The 21191-nt window shown below is 71.3% G+C and carries 17 protein-coding genes; 5 read left to right on the plus strand and 12 right to left on the minus strand.

Going from position 1 to position 21191, the window contains the following annotated elements:
• The first annotated feature begins 38 nt into the window (after nucleotides 1–38).
• The gene (locus F9C12_RS38730; RefSeq protein ID WP_409463759.1) at nucleotides 39–1220 is read left to right on the plus strand and encodes a helix-turn-helix domain-containing protein; all 1182 of its coding nucleotides are present in this window, start codon (nucleotides 39–41) and stop codon (nucleotides 1218–1220) included.
• Between the two features lie 31 nt (nucleotides 1221–1251).
• On the opposite strand, the gene F9C12_RS38735 is transcribed toward F9C12_RS38730, so the two are convergent.
• The 3 genes from F9C12_RS38735 to F9C12_RS38745 are packed head-to-tail and all read right to left on the minus strand — an operon-like array spanning nucleotide 1252 to nucleotide 3519.
• Nucleotides 1252–1761 carry a GtrA family protein gene (locus F9C12_RS38735; protein ID WP_409463760.1) on the minus strand — a complete coding sequence of 170 codons (510 nt, stop codon included), beginning with the start codon at nucleotides 1759–1761 and terminating at the stop codon, nucleotides 1252–1254.
• Between the two features lie 4 nt (nucleotides 1762–1765).
• On the minus strand, nucleotides 1766–2956 hold the full coding sequence (locus F9C12_RS38740; RefSeq protein WP_409463761.1) for a lipase family protein: 1191 nt from the start codon (nucleotides 2954–2956) through the stop codon (nucleotides 1766–1768).
• Nucleotides 2953–3519 (minus strand): hypothetical protein, encoded by a 567-nt coding sequence (locus tag F9C12_RS38745; protein ID WP_409179265.1) that lies wholly within the window; start codon nucleotides 3517–3519, stop codon nucleotides 2953–2955. The genes F9C12_RS38740 and F9C12_RS38745 overlap by 4 nt, the downstream gene beginning before the upstream one ends.
• Nucleotides 3520–3840: 321 nt before the next feature.
• Here F9C12_RS38745 and F9C12_RS38750 point away from each other — a divergent pair, with 321 nt between their 5' ends.
• The 3 genes from F9C12_RS38750 to F9C12_RS38760 all read left to right on the plus strand — a co-directional run bounded on the left by F9C12_RS38750 (nucleotide 3841) and on the right by F9C12_RS38760 (nucleotide 8649).
• A complete protein-coding gene (locus tag F9C12_RS38750) occupies nucleotides 3841–5079 on the plus strand; it encodes a DUF6801 domain-containing protein (RefSeq protein ID WP_409179266.1) in 1239 nt (412 codons plus the stop codon).
• A gap of 65 nt (nucleotides 5080–5144) precedes the next feature.
• Entirely contained in the window at nucleotides 5145–6230 is a 1086-nt protein-coding gene (locus F9C12_RS38755; protein WP_409463762.1) for a DUF6801 domain-containing protein, read from the plus strand.
• 163 nt (nucleotides 6231–6393) lie between these two features.
• Entirely contained in the window at nucleotides 6394–8649 is a 2256-nt protein-coding gene (locus tag F9C12_RS38760; protein WP_409463763.1) for an ATP-binding protein, read from the plus strand.
• Nucleotides 8650–8794: 145 nt separating this feature from the next.
• Here the strand turns inward: F9C12_RS38760 and F9C12_RS38765 are convergent, their stop codons facing one another.
• Nucleotides 8795–9451: a cutinase family protein gene (locus tag F9C12_RS38765; RefSeq protein ID WP_409463764.1), complete on the minus strand. Its 657-nt coding sequence runs from the start codon at nucleotides 9449–9451 to the stop codon at nucleotides 8795–8797.
• A 150-nt stretch (nucleotides 9452–9601) separates the two neighbouring features.
• Here F9C12_RS38765 and F9C12_RS38770 point away from each other — a divergent pair, with 150 nt between their 5' ends.
• Nucleotides 9602–10615, plus strand: a complete 1014-nt coding sequence (locus F9C12_RS38770; RefSeq protein WP_409463765.1) for a helix-turn-helix domain-containing protein — start codon at nucleotides 9602–9604, stop codon at nucleotides 10613–10615.
• Nucleotides 10616–10647: 32 nt separating this feature from the next.
• On the opposite strand, the gene mmsB is transcribed toward F9C12_RS38770, so the two are convergent.
• The 8 genes from mmsB to F9C12_RS38810 all read right to left on the minus strand — a co-directional run bounded on the left by mmsB (nucleotide 10648) and on the right by F9C12_RS38810 (nucleotide 21084).
• Nucleotides 10648–11889, minus strand: coding sequence for a multiple monosaccharide ABC transporter permease (mmsB, locus tag F9C12_RS38775; RefSeq protein WP_409179271.1), 1242 nt, complete (start codon nucleotides 11887–11889; stop codon nucleotides 10648–10650).
• Nucleotides 11886–13406 carry a multiple monosaccharide ABC transporter ATP-binding protein gene (gene mmsA / locus F9C12_RS38780; protein ID WP_409463766.1) on the minus strand — a complete coding sequence of 507 codons (1521 nt, stop codon included), beginning with the start codon at nucleotides 13404–13406 and terminating at the stop codon, nucleotides 11886–11888. Before mmsA ends, mmsB begins: the two co-directional genes overlap by 4 nt.
• Nucleotides 13403–14509 (minus strand): multiple monosaccharide ABC transporter substrate-binding protein, encoded by a 1107-nt coding sequence (chvE, locus tag F9C12_RS38785; RefSeq protein ID WP_409463767.1) that lies wholly within the window; start codon nucleotides 14507–14509, stop codon nucleotides 13403–13405. Before chvE ends, mmsA begins: the two co-directional genes overlap by 4 nt.
• Nucleotides 14510–14526: 17 nt before the next feature.
• Nucleotides 14527–16032, minus strand: coding sequence for an L-arabinose isomerase (gene araA, locus F9C12_RS38790; RefSeq protein ID WP_409463768.1), 1506 nt, complete (start codon nucleotides 16030–16032; stop codon nucleotides 14527–14529).
• 26 nt (nucleotides 16033–16058) lie between these two features.
• On the minus strand, nucleotides 16059–16736 hold the full coding sequence (locus tag F9C12_RS38795; protein WP_409463769.1) for an L-ribulose-5-phosphate 4-epimerase: 678 nt from the start codon (nucleotides 16734–16736) through the stop codon (nucleotides 16059–16061).
• Nucleotides 16736–18406 (minus strand): ribulokinase, encoded by a 1671-nt coding sequence (araB, locus tag F9C12_RS38800; protein WP_409463770.1) that lies wholly within the window; start codon nucleotides 18404–18406, stop codon nucleotides 16736–16738. Before araB ends, F9C12_RS38795 begins: the two co-directional genes overlap by 1 nt.
• Nucleotides 18407–18514: 108 nt before the next feature.
• Nucleotides 18515–19531 (minus strand): LacI family DNA-binding transcriptional regulator, encoded by a 1017-nt coding sequence (locus F9C12_RS38805; RefSeq protein WP_409463771.1) that lies wholly within the window; start codon nucleotides 19529–19531, stop codon nucleotides 18515–18517.
• Nucleotides 19532–20061: 530 nt separating this feature from the next.
• Nucleotides 20062–21084, minus strand: a complete 1023-nt coding sequence (locus tag F9C12_RS38810) for a helix-turn-helix transcriptional regulator (protein ID WP_409463772.1) — start codon at nucleotides 21082–21084, stop codon at nucleotides 20062–20064.
• Nucleotides 21085–21191: the final 107 nt, after the last annotated feature.

Raw genomic sequence — 21191 nt, forward strand, 5'->3', positions numbered from 1 at the left:
CTCGACCGCCAATTTCCGAGTGGGGGATTAAAATCGCCATGCGCAGTTCCGCCGGTTCGGACGGCTCCGTGTGGGCGCGGATCCCGCGCCGGCTGGGCGACGCGGTGCGCCCGCGGATCCCGGAGATCGCCCGGGCGTGCGTCGACGCCATCGCCGCCGAGATCCCGGAATATTCCGGGTGCTTCAGCGAGGATCCCGGGCGGACCGCCGCGATCGAGCAGACGCGGCGGGGGATCGAGCGGGACATCGACCGGGTCGGCGCGCCGGCGATGTGGCAGAGCGACCGGCTCGCCGATTTCCGCGCGCACGGGCGGACGGCGTTCCACGAGGGGCTCAGCCGGGAGTCGGTGCAGGCGGCGGTGCGCGTCGCGAGCCGGGTGATGTGGCGCTGGATCGCCGAAATAGCCCAGGAAACCGGCCTGTCCGGCGACGTCGTCTACGGGATGGCCGAAGGCATGCTCGGCGATGTCGAGACGTCGATGGCGGCGGTCGCGGAGGGCTACAGCGCGGCCGAAGCGGAGAAATCCGGCGAAGGGGAGCGGAATCGCCGCGTGCTCCGCGCGCTGCTCGACGGCGGGCCGCGGACCGAAGAGGACAGTCCGGCCGGGCTGCCCGAACGGGTCGCGGCGGTGGTGTTCCGCGCGCTGCCGGGCGCGCCCGAGCTTCCGCCGGGCCTGCTCCCGGACCACGTCGCCGCGGACCTGACCGGCGATCCGCCCGCCGCGCTCACCGCCGCGCCGGACACGGAGCTGGCCGGACTCGCGGCCTTGCCCGCCGGCTGGACCGCGGCGGTCGGCCCGCTGGCCCCGTCCGGCTCGGCGGCCGAATCGTTCCGGGTCGCGCGCCGGGCGGCCGACCTGGCGGCCCGGGGGCTGCTGGACGCGCCGGGCCCGGTGGTCTGGTGCCGCGACCACGTGCCCGCGCTGCTGCTGCTCGCGGACGAATTCCTGGCCGCGCAGCTGGCCGAGACGACACTGGCCCCGCTCGCCGGGCTGCCGGAGAAACGCCGCGAGCACCTGGCGGAGACGTTGCTGGCGCTGGTGCGGACGAGGGGCAGCGCCCCGGAACTCGCGCGGATGCTGGACCTGCACCCGCAGACGGTCCGCGCGCGGCTGAAGACGCTCGCCGAATTGTTCGGGGACCGCTTGACCGACCCGGGCGAGCGGTTGCGGCTGGAACTGGCGTTGCTGGCGGAACGGGCGCTCCCGGACCGGGGGTGAGGCGAGCGCCCGCCGGGAACCGGGCCGGTATTTACGGAATTTTGGCGACAGATCCGCCTCGCGGCTCGGTAAGCTGCGGTGCGACCAGCTCGCCGTCGGTCTCCTTCGGACGAGCTGGTCGCGGGAACACCCACCGCCGGTACCCGAACCACCGGAACGCCGTGCCCGACGCCGTGCCCAGCACCATCCCCGCCGCGAAGTCCGCGATTTCCTGTGCCACGTAACCGATATTCGGCACTTCGAGGCGCAGCACATACCGCGATACCAGCAGCGGCACGAGATTCACCGCCACCGCACCGGCATTGACCGCGAAGAACAGCGTCGCTTCCCGCAGCCGTCCGTGGCCGCCTCGGTCCACGAAGGACCATTGGCGGGACAGGAAATACGCGAACGCCGTCGACGCGACAGTCGCGATCGCCAGCGCGGTCACCGGTTTCTCCTGCAGCACAGTCAGTTTGAGGCTGTAGTCGACCAGCACGGTGACCCCGTAGGCGGCCGCTCCGACGACGGCGAAGCGGAACAGTGCTCGCGGCTCGGGCATTGGCTCAGCAGTTCGCCGCGGCCGGTTTGCCGGCGATCCGGTCCTTGACGAAGGACAGGACGTCGGCGTTGCCGGTGTAGACGAGCGTGATGTGGTCGGTGTCGTAGGTCTTCCAGGTTTCCTGGACCCCGGCCGCGCAGTACGTCTTGTGCAGGGCGTCGGCCTGCGAGAACTGCACCAGCTGGTCCCCGGTGGCGTGGTAGAGGAACAGCGGGGCCTTCGGCGGGCTGCCGCCGAGCTTGTTCTCGGCCAGCCGGGCCGTCCAGGCGGGCTGGATGTAGCCCGGGCTCGTGGTGTAGTCCGAGATCTTCTGATTCGCGTACGTCGTCAGCAGTTCGAACGTGCACGCGCTCTGTTTCATCTCGGCCAGCTTCGCGCGGCCGTTGTCGCTGAGGAACGAGTCGAGTTTCAGCTCCGGGTACGCCTGGTCGAGGCCGAGCAGGGCGTAGGCGAAGACCCCGAAGCCGAATTTGCCGTCGAGCTGCAGCGTCACCTGGACGAGATCGGCGGGCACCCCGCCGGCGGCGATCCCGGCGAGATTGAGCTCCGGGGCGTACGACGGCTGCAGTTCTCCCGCCCACACCGCCGCGCCGCCGCCCTGGGAATAGCCGCGGAAGACCACTTTCGCCGTGCTGGAAAGCCCGGCAGGCGCGAGTCGCTGCGCCGCGCGGACCGCGTCGATCACGGCCGGGCCTTCGGACCGTCCCACGACGTAGGTGGTTTTGGGAGAGCTTTGGTAGCCCTCGTAGTCCGGCACCGCGACGGCGTAGCCCGCGTCGAGCAGGTCGTCGAGGCCGGGCTGCTCGTAGAACGCGCCCAGGTCGATCATCTTCGACGGAGTGCAGGCGAAGGCCGGGCCGTGCGTGCCGGGCGCGAACGCGACGACCGGCGCGGTGGCCCGGTCCGCGTTCTTCGGCACCAGCACGGTGCCGGTGACCGCGTCCGGCTTCCCGAGCGCGTTGGTGGACAAGTACATCACCTGCCAGGCGTCGACGGACGCCTTGCGCGGCCCGGCTTTCGACGGCCGCCAGCGGATGATGTCGCCCGGTTTGCCCGCCGGAAGCGGCGACGGCGGCGTGTAGAACGAATCGTCGGCCGGGCCGGTGCCCGGGTCCGGCGCCGCGGCGGCGACCGGGGCGAACGCGGCGGCCAGAACCAGGGCGACCAGCGCGGCGAGCGCGCGGCGGGCCGTCATGAACTCGTCCCGTAGACGCGCTTGCAGGTGGGGGATTCGGCGAAGGCGAGGTTCAGCTCGGGGTTCGCCTTGAGGTCCTTGATCGGGCCTTCCGGATCGGTGAGCTGGCCCATCGTCGCGTCGGCGTCGGCGATCGCCTGGCGGAGGCTCGCCTGGTCCTCGACCTTCGCCTGCTCCATTTTCGACTTCGTCGCGGCGATCTTGCCCGTGGTCTCGGTCAGGGTGGCGGTCGCTTTGTCCACTGCGGACTGTCCGTCCGGGACCGGCGGCACGCCCGCCGCGCGGAGGCCGCTCGCCATGTCGCCGAGTGCCGAGCCCAGCCGGTCGAGGAAGGCGACCATCGCGTCCCGCGTCTTCCCGGGGGCGGCGCTGTCGGAGGCCGGCGGCTGCGCGAGCTTCGCCGAACCCGCGGCCACGCTGGTGCACACCTTGTCGACCCACGCGAGCGCGGCGGGGTCGGCGTGCCGGCCGGTGTCCGCGGGCGCGGGGTCCGAGGAGCAGGCCGCGGCCGAGAGGAGCACGGCAGCCGACATCGCCAGCACCGCGCTGTGCATTCTGTTCATGGTTTTCGAGGCTACGCAGCACGGTCGCGCACGGGCAAGAAAGGAATGCCCGATTGGCACGCGCGTCAGCATTTCCGGATTCGGTTTTGTCACCCGCGTCAGCGGCCCGGAACCGGGACCGCGCCGGGGAAAGTCGCCCGCTCCTGCTAGGAAAACGGTCCGCCCGGCGTGCGCGGGTGACAATTTGCGGAGCCGGTCGCGGGATTTCCGCGAAAGCTCTTGATCGGCACTCGGGCCGCTCGCTAGCTTACCGATCGGTAGCGATTCCTGTTTACCGCGCTCCGCCTTTTCGTATCACTGTTGATACACGGAAGGACTATCGTGAGTCACCCAAGAGGCAAGAAGAAGACGGTCGGGGCCGCCGCGGCCGCGGGCGCGGCGGGGCTCGTCGCCGCCGCGCTCGTGGTCGGCGCCCAGGCCAGCGCCGCCGACCCGATCTCGCTGACGCTGAACTACCACTGCACCTTCCCGCTGGTGGGATCCCAGTCGCTGAAGGTGGTGATCAACACCGACCTGCCGAAGACGGTCAACGCCGGGCAGGCGACCGGGGCCTTCGACATCAAGGCCGTGTCCACCATCAACGCGGACACGGTCAGCGGGCTGGGCCTGATCGGGGCCACGACGCTGGAAGGCAGCGCGACCGCGAGCGCGAAGGTGGCCGCGCCCGGCCTCGACCTTCCGGTCAGCGTCCCGATCGCGCTGGACAAGACGAACATCCCGGCCTCGGGCGAGATGAACATCAACGCGACCGGCAAGACCCCGTCGCTCACGTTCACCCAGCCCGGCCAGGCGAAGATCACCGTCGGCGACCTGGCGCTCAAGGTCACCCCGCGCAAGGCGGACGGCTCGGTCACCGGGATCACCCCGGACGGCACCATCAACGCGCCGTGCACGCAGGACCCGGGCCAGAACAACACCCTGGCCACGATCACCATCAACGGCGGCGGGACCTCGACGCCTCCGCCGAGCTCGGAGACTCCGCCGCCGACCTCCGACACGCCGCCGCCGACCTCGGCCACCACCCCGCCGCCGACGTCGGACACCCCGCCGCCCGGCGGCAGCAAGTTCGTGTTCGGCATCGACGGGAAAACGTCGCTGAAATCGCTCGGCAGCACCGCGCCGATCAAGGGCGGCTTCGACGCCGACGTGGACATCGCGGCCAAGAAGTTCACCGGTTCGCTGAAGATCGACCCGACCAAGACCGAGTTCAAGCTGCTCGGGTTCCTGCCCGGCAGCGCGGACGTCAAGGTCGTGCAGAACGGCACGCAGAGCGGCGAACTGGTCGGCACCGGGTTCAAGGCGCACATCAAGTTCGACGTCTTCCTGCCCACGGTCAACCTGTTCGGCTTCCCGATCAGCACCGACCCGAAGTGCGGCACGGTCAGCCCGTCGACCAGCGAGATGAGCACCGGCGACGGGTTCGACCTGCTCAAGGGCGGCAAGCTGACCGGGACGTACTCGCTGTCGGCGTTCCAGAACTGCGGTTCGTTCAACGACTGGATCAGCGGGTTCGCCAAGAGCGACGGCAACACGCTCGACCTGAACCTCGCCCGCAAGTAATCCGATCTGCCGGTCCCCGTCGCGCCGCGGCGGGGACCGGCGCCATGCCCCGGAAAGGGGGAGCCGTGCCGAAAGCCCGGTGGTTGCTCGCGGCGGGTCTCGCCTGTCTCGCCGTGTCCGGCCTCGCCTCGCCCGCGGCGGCCGCGGGCGCTACGCCGGTCGACAAGGTGCTGAGCTACACCTGCCCGTTCCCCCTGATCGGGCTGCAGAAGCTGAACGTCGAGGTCAAGGCGTCGTTCGACGTTCCGTCCGCGCCGGGCGGCACGCTGACGACCTCGGACCTCTCGGTCTCGGTGTCCGTCCCGGACAAGGCTGCGCGCGGCTTGGCGCTGGTCGGCGCGGCGAGCGTCGAGGGCACGGCGGGCGCGGAGGTGACGCTGGTCAACGGCTCGCTGACCAGGCCGGTGACGGTGCCGCTGACCGTGGCGAAGGCGGCGGTGCCGCAGTCGGGGCCGTTCACCGCGCAGGCGACCGGCTCGGTGCCGCAGATCGTGGTGCCGAACGCGGGCAAGACGACGGTGACCCTCGGCGGGTTCAGCACCCGGCTCACGCCGAAGAAGGCCGACGGCTCGTTCACCGGGCTCGGCTCGTTCACCTCGGACTGCACCCTCGACCCGGGACAGGACGCGGTGCTGCTGAGCTTCGACGTCGGGACCGCGCAGACCGGCTACCGCTACGGCCTCGCCGGGACGACGACGGTGAAGGCGCTGGGCACGACGGTGCCGATCTCCGGGTCTTTCGCCGTCACCACGCAACCGTCCTTCAGCGGCGGTCCGACGTTCGACCCGGCGCGCGCGGAATTCAAGCTCTTCGGCTTCGTTCCGGGAACCGCTGAGCTGCGCTTCACGCCGGACGGCGAACAGACCGGCGAACTCGGCGACGGCGGGTTCGCCGCGCAGGCGAGGCTCGCGCTCGCGCTGCCGCAGGTGTCGCTGTTCGGCCTGCCCGTCGCGGACCCGAACTGCCGGGCGAGCGCCGCGATCCCGGTCGACCTGCGCACCGGCTCCGGGTTCGCGCTGGCGACCGGCGGCCCGGTGACCGGCACCTACGCGATCCCGCCGCTGACCGGCTGCGGCGCTTTCACCGCGTATCTCAGCTCGTTCTTCCAGGGGGAGGGAAACACCTTCGCGCTCGCGCTGGCCGCGCGTTAGACCCCGGGGGCTCGGGAAACGGGACACGGTGCTCGCCTGAATCATCGGGCGAGCACCGTGTTCCGGTGCCGGGCCACCGCTTCGGCGAGGGGCGCCGGAAATGCCAGTCGCCGCCGCCGCTCCTTGTTACGCTTGATCGTCAGTCGACACGGTGAGGTGTGGCTTGAGGACGGTCGCGGGTCTGGTTCCGGCGGTGACGAGCTGCGTCGGACGGCGCGCGGAAACCGCGGCGATCCGCGCGAGACTGGACGAGAGCCGGGTCGTCACGCTCACCGGTCCGGGCGGCATCGGGAAGACGCGCTTGGCGGGCGAAGTCGCCCAAGCGGCGGTCGGCCGGTTCGCCGGGGGCGGGGTTTTCGTCGAACTCGCCGAGCTGCGCGACGGCGCGCTGGTGCCGAACCGCGTGGCCGACCGGCTCGGCCTGCACGAAGGCCCGAACCGCTCGGTGCGCCGCGGCGTGCTGGACCATCTCCGCGACCGGAATCTGCTTCTCGTGCTGGACAACTGCGAGCATCTGGTCGAAGCGTGCGCGGAGTTCGTCGCCGAGGTCGTGCGCGAGTGCCCGGGGGTGACGCTGCTGGCGACCAGCCGGCAGTCGCTGGGCGTGCCGGGGGAGTGCGTCGTCGGCGTGCCCCCGCTCGTCGTCCCGGACGAGGACGCCGAGGCCCCGGAGGAATCCGCCGCGGTGCGCCTGTTCGCGGACCGGGCGGCCGCCGCGGGCACCGGATTCCGGCTGTCCGCCGCGAATTCCGGCGACGTCGCCGAGGTGTGCCGGCGGCTGGACGGCGTTCCGCTGGCGATCGAGCTGGCCGCGGCCCGCGTCCGGACGCTTTCGCCGCGGCAGCTGGCTGAACGCCTGCGGCAGCGGCTCGGCACGCTCGGCACCGGACCGCGCACGGCGCCGGAACGGCAGCGGACGCTGCGGGCCGCGGTGGCGTGGAGCTACGAGCTGTGTTCGGCGGCCGAGCAGGAATTGTGGGCGCGCGCGTCCGTTTTCGCCGGATCTTTCGACCTCGAGGCGGCCGAAGCCGTGTGCGCCGGCCCGGACGGGGACCCGCATCAGGTGCTCGACCTCGTCGACGGTCTGCTGGACAAATCGGTGCTGCTGCGCGAAGACCACGGCGACACGGTGCGGTTCCGGCTGCTGGAGACCCTGCGCGAGTTCGGCGCGGAACGGCTCGCCGAGGCCGGGGAAACGGAATGGGCCGCGCGGGCGCACCGGGACTGGATCGACCGGCTGACCGCCCGCGCGGACGCGGAATGGGCCGGCCCCGCGCAGCTTTCCTGGATCGGCCGGCTGCGGCTGGAACAGGACAACCTGCGGGCGGCGCTGGACTGGTCGGTCGCCGATCCCGCCGAGGCCGGCGCCGCGCTGCGGATCGCCTGCCGCGTCGCGGAGCACTGGACGTTGCTCGGCCTCAACTCGGAGGCCCGCGGCTGGCTCGACCGCGCGCTGGCCGCCGCCCCGCCGGACCGGCCCGAACGCGCGCTGGCGCTGGCCACCGCGGCGCTGTATTCGCTGTGGCATTCCGATGTCCAGCTCGCCGCGGCGCGGCTCGACGAGGCCGAGCAGGCCGCGGATCCCGGCGACGTCCCGCTGGCCGCGTTCATCACCTACGTCCGGGCGCTGGAAGCGATGATCCGGCTCGATCCCCGCTGCGCCGAACTCGCCGCCGCGGCGGGCGAGACGTTCCAGAAGCTCGGCGACGTCCGGCGCGAGCTGCATCCGCGGTACATCCAGGGGGTCGCGCTCGCCTACCTCGGCGAGCTGGAGACCTCCCGGCGGGTGCTGCACCGGGCGGTCGAGCTGAGCCGCGCGTGCGGCGACCACTACTACCGCGGCATCGTGCTGGCCGGGCTGGTGCAGGCCGAAGTCCAGTTCGGCGACGCGGACGCGGCCGAGCGAGCGGCGGTCGAAGCGCTCCAGGCGACCCGGAAGATCGGCAGCCGGTTCCAGCTGGCCTACCGGCTCGACGGATTGGCGTGGACGGCCGCGCGCCGGGGCGACCACGAGCGCGCCGCGACGCTGTTCGGCGCGGCGGCCACGGTGTGGGAGGCGGTCGGCGCGTCGGCGGAGGTGGCTGTGGTGCTGCCGCACCGCCGCTTCACCGAGGCCGCCCGGCAGGCACTCGGCGAGGAGCGCTTCGCGGCCGCGTTCGCCGCCGGACGGGCGATGGGCGAGAAGCGAGCCACGCGATTCGCCCTCGGCGAGGACGAACCGACGCGGCCCGCGAGCGTGCTGACGAACCGCGAACACGAGGTGGCCCGCCTTGTCGCGAGTGGACTGTCCAATAAGGACATCGCGGAGAAGCTGGTGATCTCGCGCCGGACCGCGGACACGCACGTGCAGCACATCCTGGCGAAGCTCGGATTCCGGAGCCGGGCGCAGATCGCCGCGTGGGTTACTGCGCGGCGGTGATGTGGTCGGCGGCGAGGGCGGCTGCTTCGCCGGTGGGGTGGAACTTCTTGGTGTGGTTTTCGTATTTGCCGGTGTTTGGCGGTCGGGGGTCCGAAGGCCAGGAGTGCTGCGGCTGCCGGTGCAGCACACCTGGCCATGCTCGGGTTTACTGCCCGGCGGTGACCCGGCCCGCGGCGAAGGCGGCCGCTTCGCCGGCGTTCCGGGTGTAGCTGAGGTGGGCGAGGACGTTGGTGCCGTTCGGGCGGCAGACCGGGTCGCCGACGGCGCAGAATTCCTTGGTCCGGTCCTCGTACTCGCCGGTGATGTGCTTGCCGAGCTTGGCGATCGGCGGTCCGAAGGTCAGCAGCGCGGCCACCCGCGGCGCGACGTCCGCCGGAATGGTCGCGACGATCGGCGCGCCGACGAGGGCTCCCTCGCTGCTGATGCCGACCGAGTTGGCGACGACGTTCGCGCCCTGCGAGTAGCCGACGAGGACGAACCGCTGGTCGCCGCACGCCTCGGCCTGGTGCGTGACGTGGTCGACGAGGTCCTGGTTCCCCCGCGACGCGGAATCGGGCTGCAGGCTGGCCGGGTACCGCACGGCGTAGGAACTCACCGAGGCGCCGGGCAGGGCCTTCTTCACGGCGGCGAAGACCGGGTCGCCGACGATCACCCCGAGCGTTCCCGGTTCGCCGGTGCCCCGCGCGACCACGACGTCGACGTCGGAACAGCCGGCGGCGCTGGCCGGGAGCGCGGCGAGCACTGGAAGGCCGGTGCTCATCAGCAGGGCGGCCGCGAGGCCGGCGGGGCGGGCAAAGCGCATCCGGATCACCTTTTCTCAAGATCGCGACTGTGCGAGCGAAAGGAGTCTGGCGGCCGCGCTGCCCGGAGCGCATCGGTGATTCTGCGTATGTGCGGCAGTTACGCATTCTCGACGACGCTTTCCGCCGGCCCCAGCCGCCACGATCCGGGCATGCTCACCGAAGAGCCGGTCGCGGCGGCGTTGCTCGACGAGGTCCGCCGTCGGTTGCCGGAGTCCGCCTGGCTGCTCGACCGCGGGGCGACGCGGTTCGTCGCGCACGTGCTGCGCCGCACGGCAACCGAAGCTCCGCCGGGTGCCGACACGTTCCGCGCCCTCGGCGCCGCAGAGTTCCGGGCGGTCGGCGATCTCGACCGCGTGCACCGCGCGCTCACCGCGGCCGCCCGGCGGGTATTGCCGCTGCTGAGCCGCTCGCCGGACTTCGCCCGCGCGGTCGAAAACCTGCTGGTCGCGGTGGACATCCTTGGCCGGCTGGCGGCCGAAGGCGGTCGCGCCGCGGCGGCGGGCGACCGCGACCGGGCTCGAGCCCGCCTGCTCGCCGAACTCGGCAAGCCGCGGCCGACCGCACTCGCCGCCCTCGCCCGGGAGGCGGGCTGGCCGCTCCCGGAGACCGTCGTCGCGGTCGCCTTCGACACCGGCGAACTCCAGAACACCGACGACGCGCTGTGCGACCCGCACGCCCCCGAACCGTGGGCAGTCCTCCCCGCCGCCGCACCGGTGCCGGACTTCGGCGTCCGCGCCGCGCTCGGCCCCGAGGTCGTGCCGGAGGACACCGCCAGGTCGTTGCGCTGGGCGCGCCGCACCTTGGGCCTGCTCCGCCGCGGCGTGCTGCCGGACGCTCGCCCGGTCCGCTGGGACGACCATCTCACCACGCATTGGCTGTTCTCCGACGACGTCCTGCGCACCGCATTGGAAACGAGCAGTCTCGCGCCGCTGGAGGTACTGACCCGTACGGCGCAGGACAAGGCGGCGGAGACCTTGCTCGCGTTCCTGACCACGAGCGGGAGTGCGCCGGAGATCGCGGGGGTTCTGGGGGTGCATCCGCAGACGGCGCGCAACCGGTTGCGGACGTTGAACGCGTTGTTCGGTGACCAGTTGCATGATCCGGATGCGCGGTTCGGGCTGGAGATTTCGTTGCGCGCACGGAAGTTGCGGCTGGCCGGATAGCGGCCGGTGGGACAGCGCCCACCGGCCGCGAGTCAGCGGGCGGCGGCTCCGGCGCGGCGCTTGGTCCAGATGTCGTAAGCGACCGCGGCGAGCAGCACCGCTCCCTTGACGAGCATGACCCGTTCGCTCGGCGCCCCGATCAGCGACATGCCGTTGTTGATCACCGCCATGATCAGCCCGCCGGTGATGGCTCCGACGACCTTGCCGACCCCGCCCTGGACCGCGGCGCCGCCGATGAACGCGGCGGCGATGGCGTCGAGTTCGAAGTTGACGCCCGCCGTGGGACCGGCCTGGTTGAGCCGTCCGGCGAAGATGATTCCGGCCAGCGCGGCCAGCACCCCCATGTTGACGAACACCCAGAACGTCACGGATTTGACCTTGACCCCGGACAGGGTCGCGGCCTGGAGGTTCCCGCCGATCGCGTAGACGTGCCTGCCGAACACGGACTTCCCGGCCACGAGGGAGTACCCGAGCACCAGCACGGCGAGCAGGACGAGAACCCACGGCAGATTGCGGAACCGGGCCAGCTGCACGACCACCGCGAGCACCAGCGCGGCGGCGACGGCGATCTTGAGCGCGAACAGCGGGAACGGGTCGACCTCCTGGCCGTAGCCGAGCCGCGCGACGCGTTTGCGCCATTGCGCGAGCACGATCCCGGCGACCACGACGACCCCGGCGAGGAGGCTGACGAGGTCCGCGCCGCCGAGCGGGCCGAGGCCGATGTTGCCGAGGTAGCCGCCGGTGAAGCCGTTCGACAGGGTGCGGATGGCGTCCGGGAACGGGCCGATGCCCTGGTTGCCGAGCACGGTCAGGGTGAGCGCGCGGAAGGCGAGCATCCCGGCCAGCGTCACGATGAACGCGGGGATGCCGAAGCAGGCGACCCAATACCCCTGCCAGGCGCCGATCACCGCGCCCACGACGAGGGTGAGCACGACCGCCAGCGGCCAGGGCAGCCCGAGATTCACCGTGAGGACCGCGGCGACCGCGCCGGTCATCGCCACCACCGAGCCCGCGGACAGGTCGATGTGCCCGGAGATGATCACCAGGATCATCCCGATGGCGAGGATCAGCACGTAGGAGTTCTGCACGATGATGTTCGAGATGTTCTGCGGTTCGAGCAGCGCGCCGCCGGTGATCGCCTCGAACAGGACGACGATCAGCGCGAAGGCGACGTAGATGCCGCTTTGCCGGAGGTTGATCGAGATCCGCCGGGGGCCGCGCCCGGCGGGCGGGGCGGCCGGATCGGCTGGCCGCACGGGGTTCGCGGTGGTCATGGCCGTTCCTTCGTCATGTGTCGCATGAGCAGTTCCTGGGTGGCGCCGGCCCGGTCGACCTCGCCGGTGATCCGGCCCGCGGACAGCGTGTAGATGCGGTCGCAGAGGCCGAGCAGTTCGGGGAGTTCGGAGGAGATGACGAGGACCGCTTTCCCCCGCGCGGCCATCTCGTTGACGATTCCGTAGATCTCGTACTTCGCGCCGACGTCGATGCCGCGGGTCGGCTCGTCGAGGATCAGCACGTCCGGATCGGTGAAAATCCACTTGGCCAGCACGACTTTCTGCTGGTTCCCGCCGGACAGCTTGCCGGTGACGCTGCGCACCGAAGGCGCCTTGATCCGCAGCTCGCGGCGGAACCGGGCCGCGACGTCGTGTTCGGCGTGCTCGTTCACCCAGCCGCGGCGCGCGAGCGCGGGCAGCCCGGCCGCCGACGTGTTGCGCTGGATGTCGTCGATCAGGTTGAGCCCGTACAGTTTCCGGTCCTCGGTGGCGTAGGCGATGCCGTGCCGGATGGCGTCGCGGACGGACCGCAGCGTGATCTCCCTGCCGTCTTTGACCAGCCGTCCTGAGATGCCAGTGCCGTACGACCGGCCGAAGACGCTCATCGCGAGTTCGGTGCGGCCCGCGCCCATCAGCCCGGCGAGCCCGACGATCTCGCCGCGGCGCAGCGTCAGGTTCGCCCCGCCCACCACGACCCGGCCGGGCTGGCTCGGGCTGTGCACGGTCCAGTCCTCGATCCGGAGCACCTCGTCGCCGATGTCCGGCTCCCGCGGCGGGAACCGGTGTTCGAGGTCGCGCCCGACCATGCCGGTGATGATGCGCTCCTCGCTCAGCCCGGCCGCGCTGAGCGTTTCGATCGTCTTGCCGTCGCGCAGGATCGTGACGGTGTCGGCGATCGCGGTCACCTCGCCGAGCTTGTGCGAGATGATCACGCACGTCACGCCGTCGTCTCGCAGTTCGCGCAGCAGCGAAAGCAGATGCGCCGAATCGTCGTCGTTGAGCGCGGCGGTCGGCTCGTCGAGGATGAGCAGTTTGACGCGTTTGGACAGTGCTTTGGCGATTTCGACCAGCTGCTGTTTGCCGACGCCGAGTTCGCTGACCGGCGTGACCGCGTTCTCCCGCAGGCCGACCCGGCGCAGCAGGTCGGCGGCCTCGTGGTTGGTCCGGTTCCAGTCGACCCAGCCGCGCTTGGCCCGTTCGTTGCCGAGGAAAATGTTCTCCGCGATCGAAAGCTGCGCGCACAGCGCGAGTTCCTGGTGGATGATCACGATGCCGCGGCGTTCGCTGTCGCGGATGGACCCGAACGCGCAGGCCTGGCCGTCGAAGGTGATTTCGCCGGTGTAGCTGCCGTGCGGGTGCACGCCGGACAGGATTTTCATCAGGGTGGACTTCCCGGCGCCGTTCTCGCCGCAGACGGCGTGGATTTCCCCGCGCCGCACCGAGAGCGTGACGTCGGACAGCGCGGTGACGCCGGGAAAGGTCTTGGTGATCCCGCGCATGCCGAGCAGTTCGGTCATTTCAGCTGGCCCGCCGTGTAGTAGCCGGAGTCGAGCAGTTCCCGCTGATAGTTGGACTTGTCCACGACGACCGGCTGCAGCAATTGCGCGGGCACCACCTTCGTGCCGTTGTTGTAGTCGGTGGTGTTGTTCACCGCGGGCTTCTGTCCTTTGAGGACGGAGTCGGCCATTTTCACCGTGACGTCGGCGAGCTTGCGGGTGTCCTTGAACACGGTGGAGTACTGCTCGCCCGCGATGATGGACTTGACCGAGGCGACCTCGGCGTCCTGTCCGGTGACCACCGGGTAGGGCTGTCCGGCGGCGCCGTAGCCGTTGCTCTTGAGCGCGGACAGGATCCCGATCGACAGGCCGTCGTAGGGGGAAAGCACGCCCTGGACCTTCGCGCCGCCGGTGTAGGTCTTGGTGAGCAGGTCTTCCATCCGGCGCTGCGCGGTGGCCGGGTCCCAGCGCAGGATCGCGGTCGGCGCGAAGTCGACCTGGCCGCTCTTGACGACCAGCTTCTTGCTCGCGATCAGCGGCTTGAGCACCGACATCGCGCCGTTGTAGAAGAAGGTCGCGTTGTTGTCGTCCGGAGAGCCGCCGAACAGTTCGATGTTGAACGGGCCTGGTCCGTCGCCGAGGCCCTTGAGCAGCGAGTTCGCCTGTTCGACGCCGACCTTGAAATTGTCGAAGGTGGCGTAGTAGTCGACGGCGGGGGAGTTGCGGATGAGCCGGTCGTAGGCGATCACCGGGACCTTGCGGTCGGCCGCCTCCTGCAGCTGGGTGGTCAGCGCGGTGCCGTCGATCGAGGCGACGACCAGCAGTTTCGCGCCCTTGGTCAGCTGGTTCTCGATCTGGTTGACCTGGGTGGGGATGTCGTTCTCGGCGTACTGCAGGTCGACCCGGTAGCCGAGCTTTTCCAGCGCGGCCTTGATGTTGTCCCCGTCGTGGATCCAGCGTTCGGACGATTTGGTCGGCATCGTCACGCCGACCAGCGCGCCGGCCGGCCCGCCCGCCTGCTGGTCGGCGGTTTTCGCGCTGGACCCGCAGGCGGCGGCGCCGAACGCGAGCACGGCGGCCCCGGCCGCCGCGGCGGCGGCGCGGATTCCTCGAATGAACCTCATTGTTCGTTCTCCTTCTTTCAGAAACCCTGGGCGAGCCGGTGGTAGGCCTGGTTCCAGCGGATGCGGTCGCCGAAGTCCGCGGCGGTGGTGGTTTCGTCGATGACGAGCAGTTCGACGCCGAGCATGCGGGCGAAATCGCGCACGGTCTCGGTGCCGACGGCCTGGGTGAGCACGGTGTGGTGCGGGGCGCCCGCGGTGATCCACGCTTCCGCGGACGTGGTGAGCGACGGCGCGGGCTTCCACACCGCGCGGGCCACCGGCAGGTTCGGCAGCGGCTCGTCGGGCGGGACGACGTCGATCTCGTTGGCCACCAGGCGGAACCGGTCGCCGAGGTCGGTCAGGCCGAGCACCGCGCCGCGGCCGGGGGCGGCGTCGAAGACCAGCCGGACCGGGTCCTCGCGGCCGCCGATGCCGAGCGGGTGGATCTCGCAGGACGGCCGGTCCGCGGCGATGCTCGGGCACACCTCGAGCATGTGCGCGCCGAGGATTTTCGGTTCTCCGGGACCGAAATGGTAGGTGTAATCCTCCATAAAGGACGTTCCGCGGTCCGAGCCGCGGCTCATCGCTTTGACCGCGGCCAGCAGCGCGGAAGTCTTCCAGTCGCCCTCGCCGCCGAAGCCGAAGCCGTCGGCCATCAGCCGCTGCACCGCCAGCCCCGGCAGCTGCCGCAGTCCGCCGAGATCCTCGAAATTCGTGGTGAACGCGCCGAATCCGCCTTCGCCGAGGAAGGACCGCAAGCCGAGTTCGATCCGCGCGGCATACCGCAGCGATTCGTGCCGTTCGCCGTCGCGGGCCAGCTCCGGGGCGAGCGTGTACTCGTCGGCGTACTGCGCGACCAGGCTGTCTGCCTCGGCCGGGGAGGCCGCGTCGACTCGTTCGGCCAGTTCGGTGACGCCGTAGGTGTTGACCGACACGCCGAACCGCAGCTCGGCCTCGACCTTGTCTCCTTCGGTGACCGCGACGTCGCGCATGTTGTCGCCGAACCGGGCCAGTTTCAAGGTCCGCAGATGCGCCGCGCCGATCGCCGCCCGCGCCCACGCGTCGATCCGGGCGACCACCGCCGGATCGGCCGCGTGCCCGGCGACGGTCTTGCGCGGAATCCCGAGCCGGGTCTGCACGAAGCCGAACTCGCGGTCGCCGTGCGCGGCCTGGTTGAGGTTCATGTAGTCCATGTCGAGACTGGCCCACGGCAGCGTCGCGTCGAGCTGGGTGTGCAGGTGCAGCAACGGTTTGCGCAGCGCGTCGAGGCCGCTGATCCACATTTTCGCCGGGCTGAACGTGTGCATCCACGCGATGACCCCGACGCACGCGGGGTCGGCGTTGGCCTCCTGCAGCACCTGCCGGATCCCGGCGGACTCGGTCAGCACCGGTTTCCCGGCCAGTTCGCACGGCAGCCCGCCGGAACCGGCCAGCAGCTGCCGGATCCGCAGCGACTGCCCGGCGACCTGGTCGAGGGTTTCCTCGCCGTAGAGCGCCTGGCTGCCGGTGAGGAACCACACCTGCGGCTTGGTCGCGGAGATCATCTTTTCTCCTTGCTGGGTCAGGGGTTTCAGCGCTGTCCGTACACGTTCTGGTAGCGCGCGTGCAGCCGGTCGACGTCGGGGCCGGACAGCGGGACCGGCGTGCCGAGCTGGTGTGCGATGTGGACGGTGCGGGCCACGTCCTCGACCATCACCGCGGCCTTCACCGCGTCCCGCGCGGTCGCGCCGACGGTGAACGGGCCGTGGTTGCGCATCAGGACCGCGGGGGAGCGGGTCGCGCGGAGGGTTTCCACGAGGCCGCGGCCGATCGAGTCGTCGCCGATCAACGCGAACGGGCCGACCGGGATCTCGCCGCCGAACTCGTCGGCGATCATCGTGAGCACGCACGGGATCGGCTCGCCGCGCGCGGCCCAGGCCGTCGCGTAGGTCGAATGCGTGTGCACGACCCCGCCGACCTCGGGCAGATGCCGGTAGACGTAGGCGTGCGCGGCGGTGTCCGACGACGGGGCGAGTTCGCCGTGCACGAGCTTGCCGTGCAGATCGGTGACGACCATGGTGTCGGCGCTCAGGTCGTCGTAGGACACCCCGGACGGCTTGATCACCATCAGGTCCTCGCCGGGCACCCGCGCCGACACGTTGCCCGCGGTCCAGACCACCAGTTCGTTGCGCGTCAGCTCCCGGTGCAGCCGCGCGACGGATTCCCTCAGCTCCGCGATAGTCCCGCGAGCCTGGGCGGTCAGCGTCATCAGTTCCGTCCTTTCGCGACAGTGGCCAGTTCGCGCCGGCGCGCGGCGAGCCGGTGCAGCACGTCGTTGCCGCCGCGGCCGAAATAGTCGTGCAGCGCGGTGTATTCCGCGTACAGCTCGTCGTAAGCTGAGATGTTCGCCAGCACCGGTTGATATGCCATCCGCTGGACCGAACCCATCGCCGCGGCGGCCGCGCGCACGTCGGGATAGGCGCCGGCGGCGACCGCGGCGTGGATCGCCGAGCCGAGCGCGGGTCCCTGCGCCGAGCCGATCACCGAGAGCGGGAGGCCGGTGACGTCGGCGTAGATCTGCATCAGCAGCGGGTTTTTCGTCAGCCCGCCCGCGACGATCAGCTCGGTGACCGGAACCCCGGCGGCCTCGAAGGTCTCGATGATCTTGCGGGTGCCGAACGCGGTGGCCTCCAGCAGCGCCCGGTAGACGTGCTCGGGCCGGGTGCTGAGGGTCTGCCCGACGACGACCCCGGACAGCTCGTGGTCGACCAGGACCGACCGGTTGCCGCTGTGCCAGTCGAGCGCGACCAGGCCGTGCTCGCCGATCTCCTGCCGGGCGGCGAGCCGGGTCAGGAACTCGTGGAGCCCTTCGGCGCCCGCGGCGTCCGAATAGGACGCCGGGACGCAGTGCTCGACGAACCAGCGGAAGATGTCGCCCACTCCGCTCTGGCCCGCTTCGTAGCCCCAGAGCCCGGGGACGATGCCGCCGTCGACGACGCCGCACATGCCCGGCACCTCGCGCAGGTCGGCGCCGCTCATGACGTGGCAGGTCGACGTGCCCATGATCGCGACCATCTGCCCCGGTCCGACCGCCTGCGCGGCCGGCGCGGTGACGTGCGCGTCGACGTTCCCGACCGCGACCGCGATCCCGGCGGGCAGCCCGGTCCAGGCCGCGGCCTCCGCGCCGAGCTTCCCGGCGAGCGAGCCCAGCTGCCCGGTCGGACGGGCGAGCTTCTCGTCCGCGAAGGACTCGAAACCGGGGTGGAGGCCGGCGAGGAAGTCCCGGTCCGGATAGCGGCCGTCCTGGTAGATCCCCTTGTACCCGGCCGTGCAGGCGTTGCGGACGTAGGCGCCGGTGAGCTGCCAGACGATCCAGTCCGCCGCCTCGACCCAATGCCGCATGGCCCGGTACACCTCGGGGGCTTCCTCGAACAGCTGCAGCGCTTTGGCGAACTCCCATTCGGACGAGATCAGCCCGCCGTAGCGCGGCAGCCACGGTTCGCCGCGCTCGCGGGCGGCGGCGTTGATGCGATCGGCCTGCGGCTGCGCGGCGTGGTGCCGCCAGAGCTTCACGTAGGCGTGCGGATTGCCGGTGAACCCGGGCAGCTCGGACAGCGGGGTGCCGTCCTCGTCGGTCGGGAGCATTGTGCAGGCGGTGAAATCCGTGCCGACCCCGATCACGTCCCGCGGGTCGGCGCCCGCCTCGGCCAGCGCGGCGGGCACGGCGGTGCGCAGGACGTCGAGGTAGTCCGACGGGACCTGCAGCGCCCAGCCCGGCGGCAGTTCCTCGGCGGTGGCGGGAAGCCGGTCGTCGACGACCCCGTGCCGGTACTCGGTCACGGCGGTCCCGAGTTCGGCGCCGTCGCGCACCCGGACCACCACCGCGCGCCCGGAGAGCGTGCCGAAGTCGATGCCGACGACGAGGGAATCTGCTGGCACTGGGGGAGTTCCTTCCGGATTCCGGGCCGCTCGAGCGGCGGCCGCCAGACTGTTAGCGCTAACATTTGAAGGGTTGTTCGTTTTATCGAGTGCGGTGGAGCAGCTTCGCTACCGGGGCCCGGTGCTGTCCCGGACGATCAGATCGGGCGCGACGAGGTGGCGGACGCCCGGGTCGCCGCCTTCCATGCGTTCGACGAGCAACCGGAACGTCCGCCGCCCCACCTCGATGAAGTCCTGCCGGACGGTGGTCAGCGGCGGGCTGAAGTACGCCGCTTCCGGCACGTCGTCGAACCCGGCCACGCGCACCTGGCCCGGCACCGGGATGCCCGCCTCGGCGAACGCGCGCAGCACGCCGAGCGCCATCTGGTCGTTCGCGACGAACACCGCGTCCGGCTTCCCTTCGGCGACCAGCCGGCGGCCCGCGTCGTAGCCGGAACGAGGGCTCCAGTCCCCGCGCAACGGCGGCGGCACCCGCGCGCCGCGCCGTTCGAGCGTCTCCCGCCAGCCGCGTTCGCGCTCCAGCGATTCCAGCCAGTCCTCCGGCCCGGCGACGTGCCACACGGTTTCGTGGCCGAGCGACAGCAGATGCTCGGTCACCCGGCGGGCCCCGTCGTACTGGTCGACCGAGAGCACCGGCACCGGAGCCGATTCGCCGCCGCCGACCGCCACCATCGGGATGTCGCCGGGCACCTGCCGCAACGCCTCGCCGGCCGCGACGTGCGGCGCGATCACCACGATCCCGCCGACCGCCTGCCGCCGCAGATTGTCCACCGCCTCGGCGAACGACGACCGCCGCGGACGGCTGACGCTGGAGATCGTGACCCCGTAGCCCTCCTCGCGGGCGGCGTGCTCGATCCCGTACAGCGTGCTCGCCGGACCGTACAGATTGGACTCCAGCGCGACCACGCCGAGCACGCTCGACCGCCCGGTCGCCAACGTCCGGGCCGCGGAATTGGGCCGGTACCCCAGCCGGTCCACCGCGGCCAGCACCCGCGCCCGCGTCTCCGCGCGGACCGGCCCGGTGCCGTTCACCACCCGGGAGACCGTCATGTGCGAAACGCCCGCCATCGCCGCCACTTCGGCAAGCCCGGGCTGGCGTTTGGCGGAAGACCCGTCGGCGGGCATCCCCGCACCTCCTCGCTGAGTACGCGGGCGTGAGGAGGGCAATGTTAGCGATAACAGACGGGAGGTCAAGCCTTTCTCCGGAACTCGGCGCCGGACCGATGCCGAGGTCGGGCCGGTGTGGTCTCGGTGGTCGTGGTGCGGGGTTCGTCGGCGGGGTGGGTGGAGGGGTGAGTTGGCGGGCGGGTGCTCGGTTGCTGCTCTGTGGTGCCGGGGCGGGCTCGGTGGTCGCTCGGCCGGCGGTCGCGGCGTGGGGTTCGTCGGCGGGGTGCGTGGAGGGGGCGAATTTGTGGGCGGGGTGCTTGGCTGCTGCTCTGTGGTGCCGGTGCGGTCTCGGTGGTCGCTCGGCCGGTGATTGCGGAGCGGAGGCCGTCGGCGATGCACGCGGCGAGGGGCGAGGTGCTTGGCTGCTGCATCGTGGTGCCCGTGCGGTCTCGGTGGTCGCGGCGAGGAGTCCGTCGGCGGGGTGCGCGGAGCGGCTGAGTCGGCGGGCGAGGCCGCCAGCCCCGTCCTGCCGGTGCGGTCCCAGCCGCTCAGCCGGTGATCGCGGCGACGAGTTCCTCCCGGCCGCTCGCCGCGGTCTTGCGGAAGATCGCCTTCAGGTGCTCGTTGACGGTGTGCACCGACCGGTCCAGTCTGCGGGCGATGTGCTTGGCCGCCGCTCCCTCGCAGAGGTGTTCGACGACCTGGCGTTCACGCGGCGTGATGCTGTACCAGTCGCAGAACGACGGCAGCAGCCGCTTCCCCGTGGTCGCCTCGATGACCACCGCGATGTCGCCGGAGCCGTCGTCGAGGGGTTGCGTGTGGCAGCTGACCCAGCGGCCGTGGCTGGCCGGCGGCGCGGTCAGCACTGGCAGGCGGGCCCGCGGGTCTTTCAGGTGCCGACGCGCCTGCAGCGACATTCCGGCCAGGTGCGCGGCATCGGTGAAGTCCGGCGTGCGGGGGCTGGCTCGCAGGCGCTCCCGCCAAGCGTGCGCCTGCGGCGTCGCCGCCCGCAGCCGGTGGTCCGGCCCGACGAGGAGCACTCCCGGGGAAAGCATCGGCATCTGCGGCGTCAGCGGGCCCGCGGTGACGTACTGGCGCAGCACCTCGGCCAGCGCCGGGCCGAGCCGCGCCGTCCGGCGGGCGTCCTCGGCGTCGAACTGCTTGCCGCCCTGGGACCGCAGCAATTCCAACGCTCCCCAGGTGCCGCGGCGGTCGCGCAGCAGGACCAGCAGTTCGCTGCCGACGCCGTACCCGCGGTACACGTCGCCGCACAGCACGACGCCGGGTACCGGGTCCGCGGACCACGCCCGCGCCAACGGCCAGCATTCGCCGTCGTGGGCGTACGCACGGTGCAGCAGGGCCAACCCGAGACCGGGGTCGAACTTGTGCCAGAAGCTGAACGCCGCCGGTCCGAACTCGGCGGCCGGGCTCGTCGCCGCCAGTCGCAGCGCGTCGTGCGCCACCAGCGGGGCCAAGGCGCGGGACAGAATTTCCCCCGCGGCGTCCGAGCCTGCGCCTTGCCCGACCGCCTCGTGCATGTCTCCCAGCGAACACTCCACCGCCCCGCCCATGCGAGCAGCATGACCGCCCCCGCCCCGGACCGGCAACGACATTTCCCGGGAATGCCGTTGCGCGACTGGAACTTCGCGCCGGGGACGCTTTGTCCCCCTAATTCTCG

Source organism: Amycolatopsis sp. GA6-003, from assembly GCF_046267895.1.
Lineage (GTDB): Bacteria > Actinomycetota > Actinomycetes > Mycobacteriales > Pseudonocardiaceae > Amycolatopsis.

Bases quoted from the DNA above. Each gene is read 5' to 3' on its own strand.
- mmsB (WP_409179271.1), bottom strand. From the start codon at position 11,889: ATGACCACCGCGAACCCCGTGCGGCCAGCCGATCCGGCCGCCCCGCCC.
- F9C12_RS38740 (WP_409463761.1), bottom strand. From the start codon at position 2,956: ATGACGGCCCGCCGCGCGCTCGCCGCGCTGGTCGCCCTGGTTCTGGCC.
- F9C12_RS38795 (WP_409463769.1), bottom strand. From the start codon at position 16,736: ATGACGCTGACCGCCCAGGCTCGCGGGACTATCGCGGAGCTGAGGGAA.
- araA (WP_409463768.1), bottom strand. From the start codon at position 16,032: ATGATCTCCGCGACCAAGCCGCAGGTGTGGTTCCTCACCGGCAGCCAG.
- F9C12_RS38730 (WP_409463759.1), top strand. From the start codon at position 39: ATGCGCAGTTCCGCCGGTTCGGACGGCTCCGTGTGGGCGCGGATCCCG.
- F9C12_RS38805 (WP_409463771.1), bottom strand. From the start codon at position 19,531: ATGCCCGCCGACGGGTCTTCCGCCAAACGCCAGCCCGGGCTTGCCGAA.
- F9C12_RS38735 (WP_409463760.1), bottom strand. From the start codon at position 1,761: ATGCCCGAGCCGCGAGCACTGTTCCGCTTCGCCGTCGTCGGAGCGGCC.
- F9C12_RS38765 (WP_409463764.1), bottom strand. From the start codon at position 9,451: ATGCGCTTTGCCCGCCCCGCCGGCCTCGCGGCCGCCCTGCTGATGAGC.
- chvE (WP_409463767.1), bottom strand. From the start codon at position 14,509: ATGAGGTTCATTCGAGGAATCCGCGCCGCCGCCGCGGCGGCCGGGGCC.
- F9C12_RS38810 (WP_409463772.1), bottom strand. From the start codon at position 21,084: ATGGGCGGGGCGGTGGAGTGTTCGCTGGGAGACATGCACGAGGCGGTC.
- F9C12_RS38770 (WP_409463765.1), top strand. From the start codon at position 9,602: ATGCTCACCGAAGAGCCGGTCGCGGCGGCGTTGCTCGACGAGGTCCGC.
- F9C12_RS38745 (WP_409179265.1), bottom strand. From the start codon at position 3,519: ATGAACAGAATGCACAGCGCGGTGCTGGCGATGTCGGCTGCCGTGCTC.
- mmsA (WP_409463766.1), bottom strand. From the start codon at position 13,406: ATGACCGAACTGCTCGGCATGCGCGGGATCACCAAGACCTTTCCCGGC.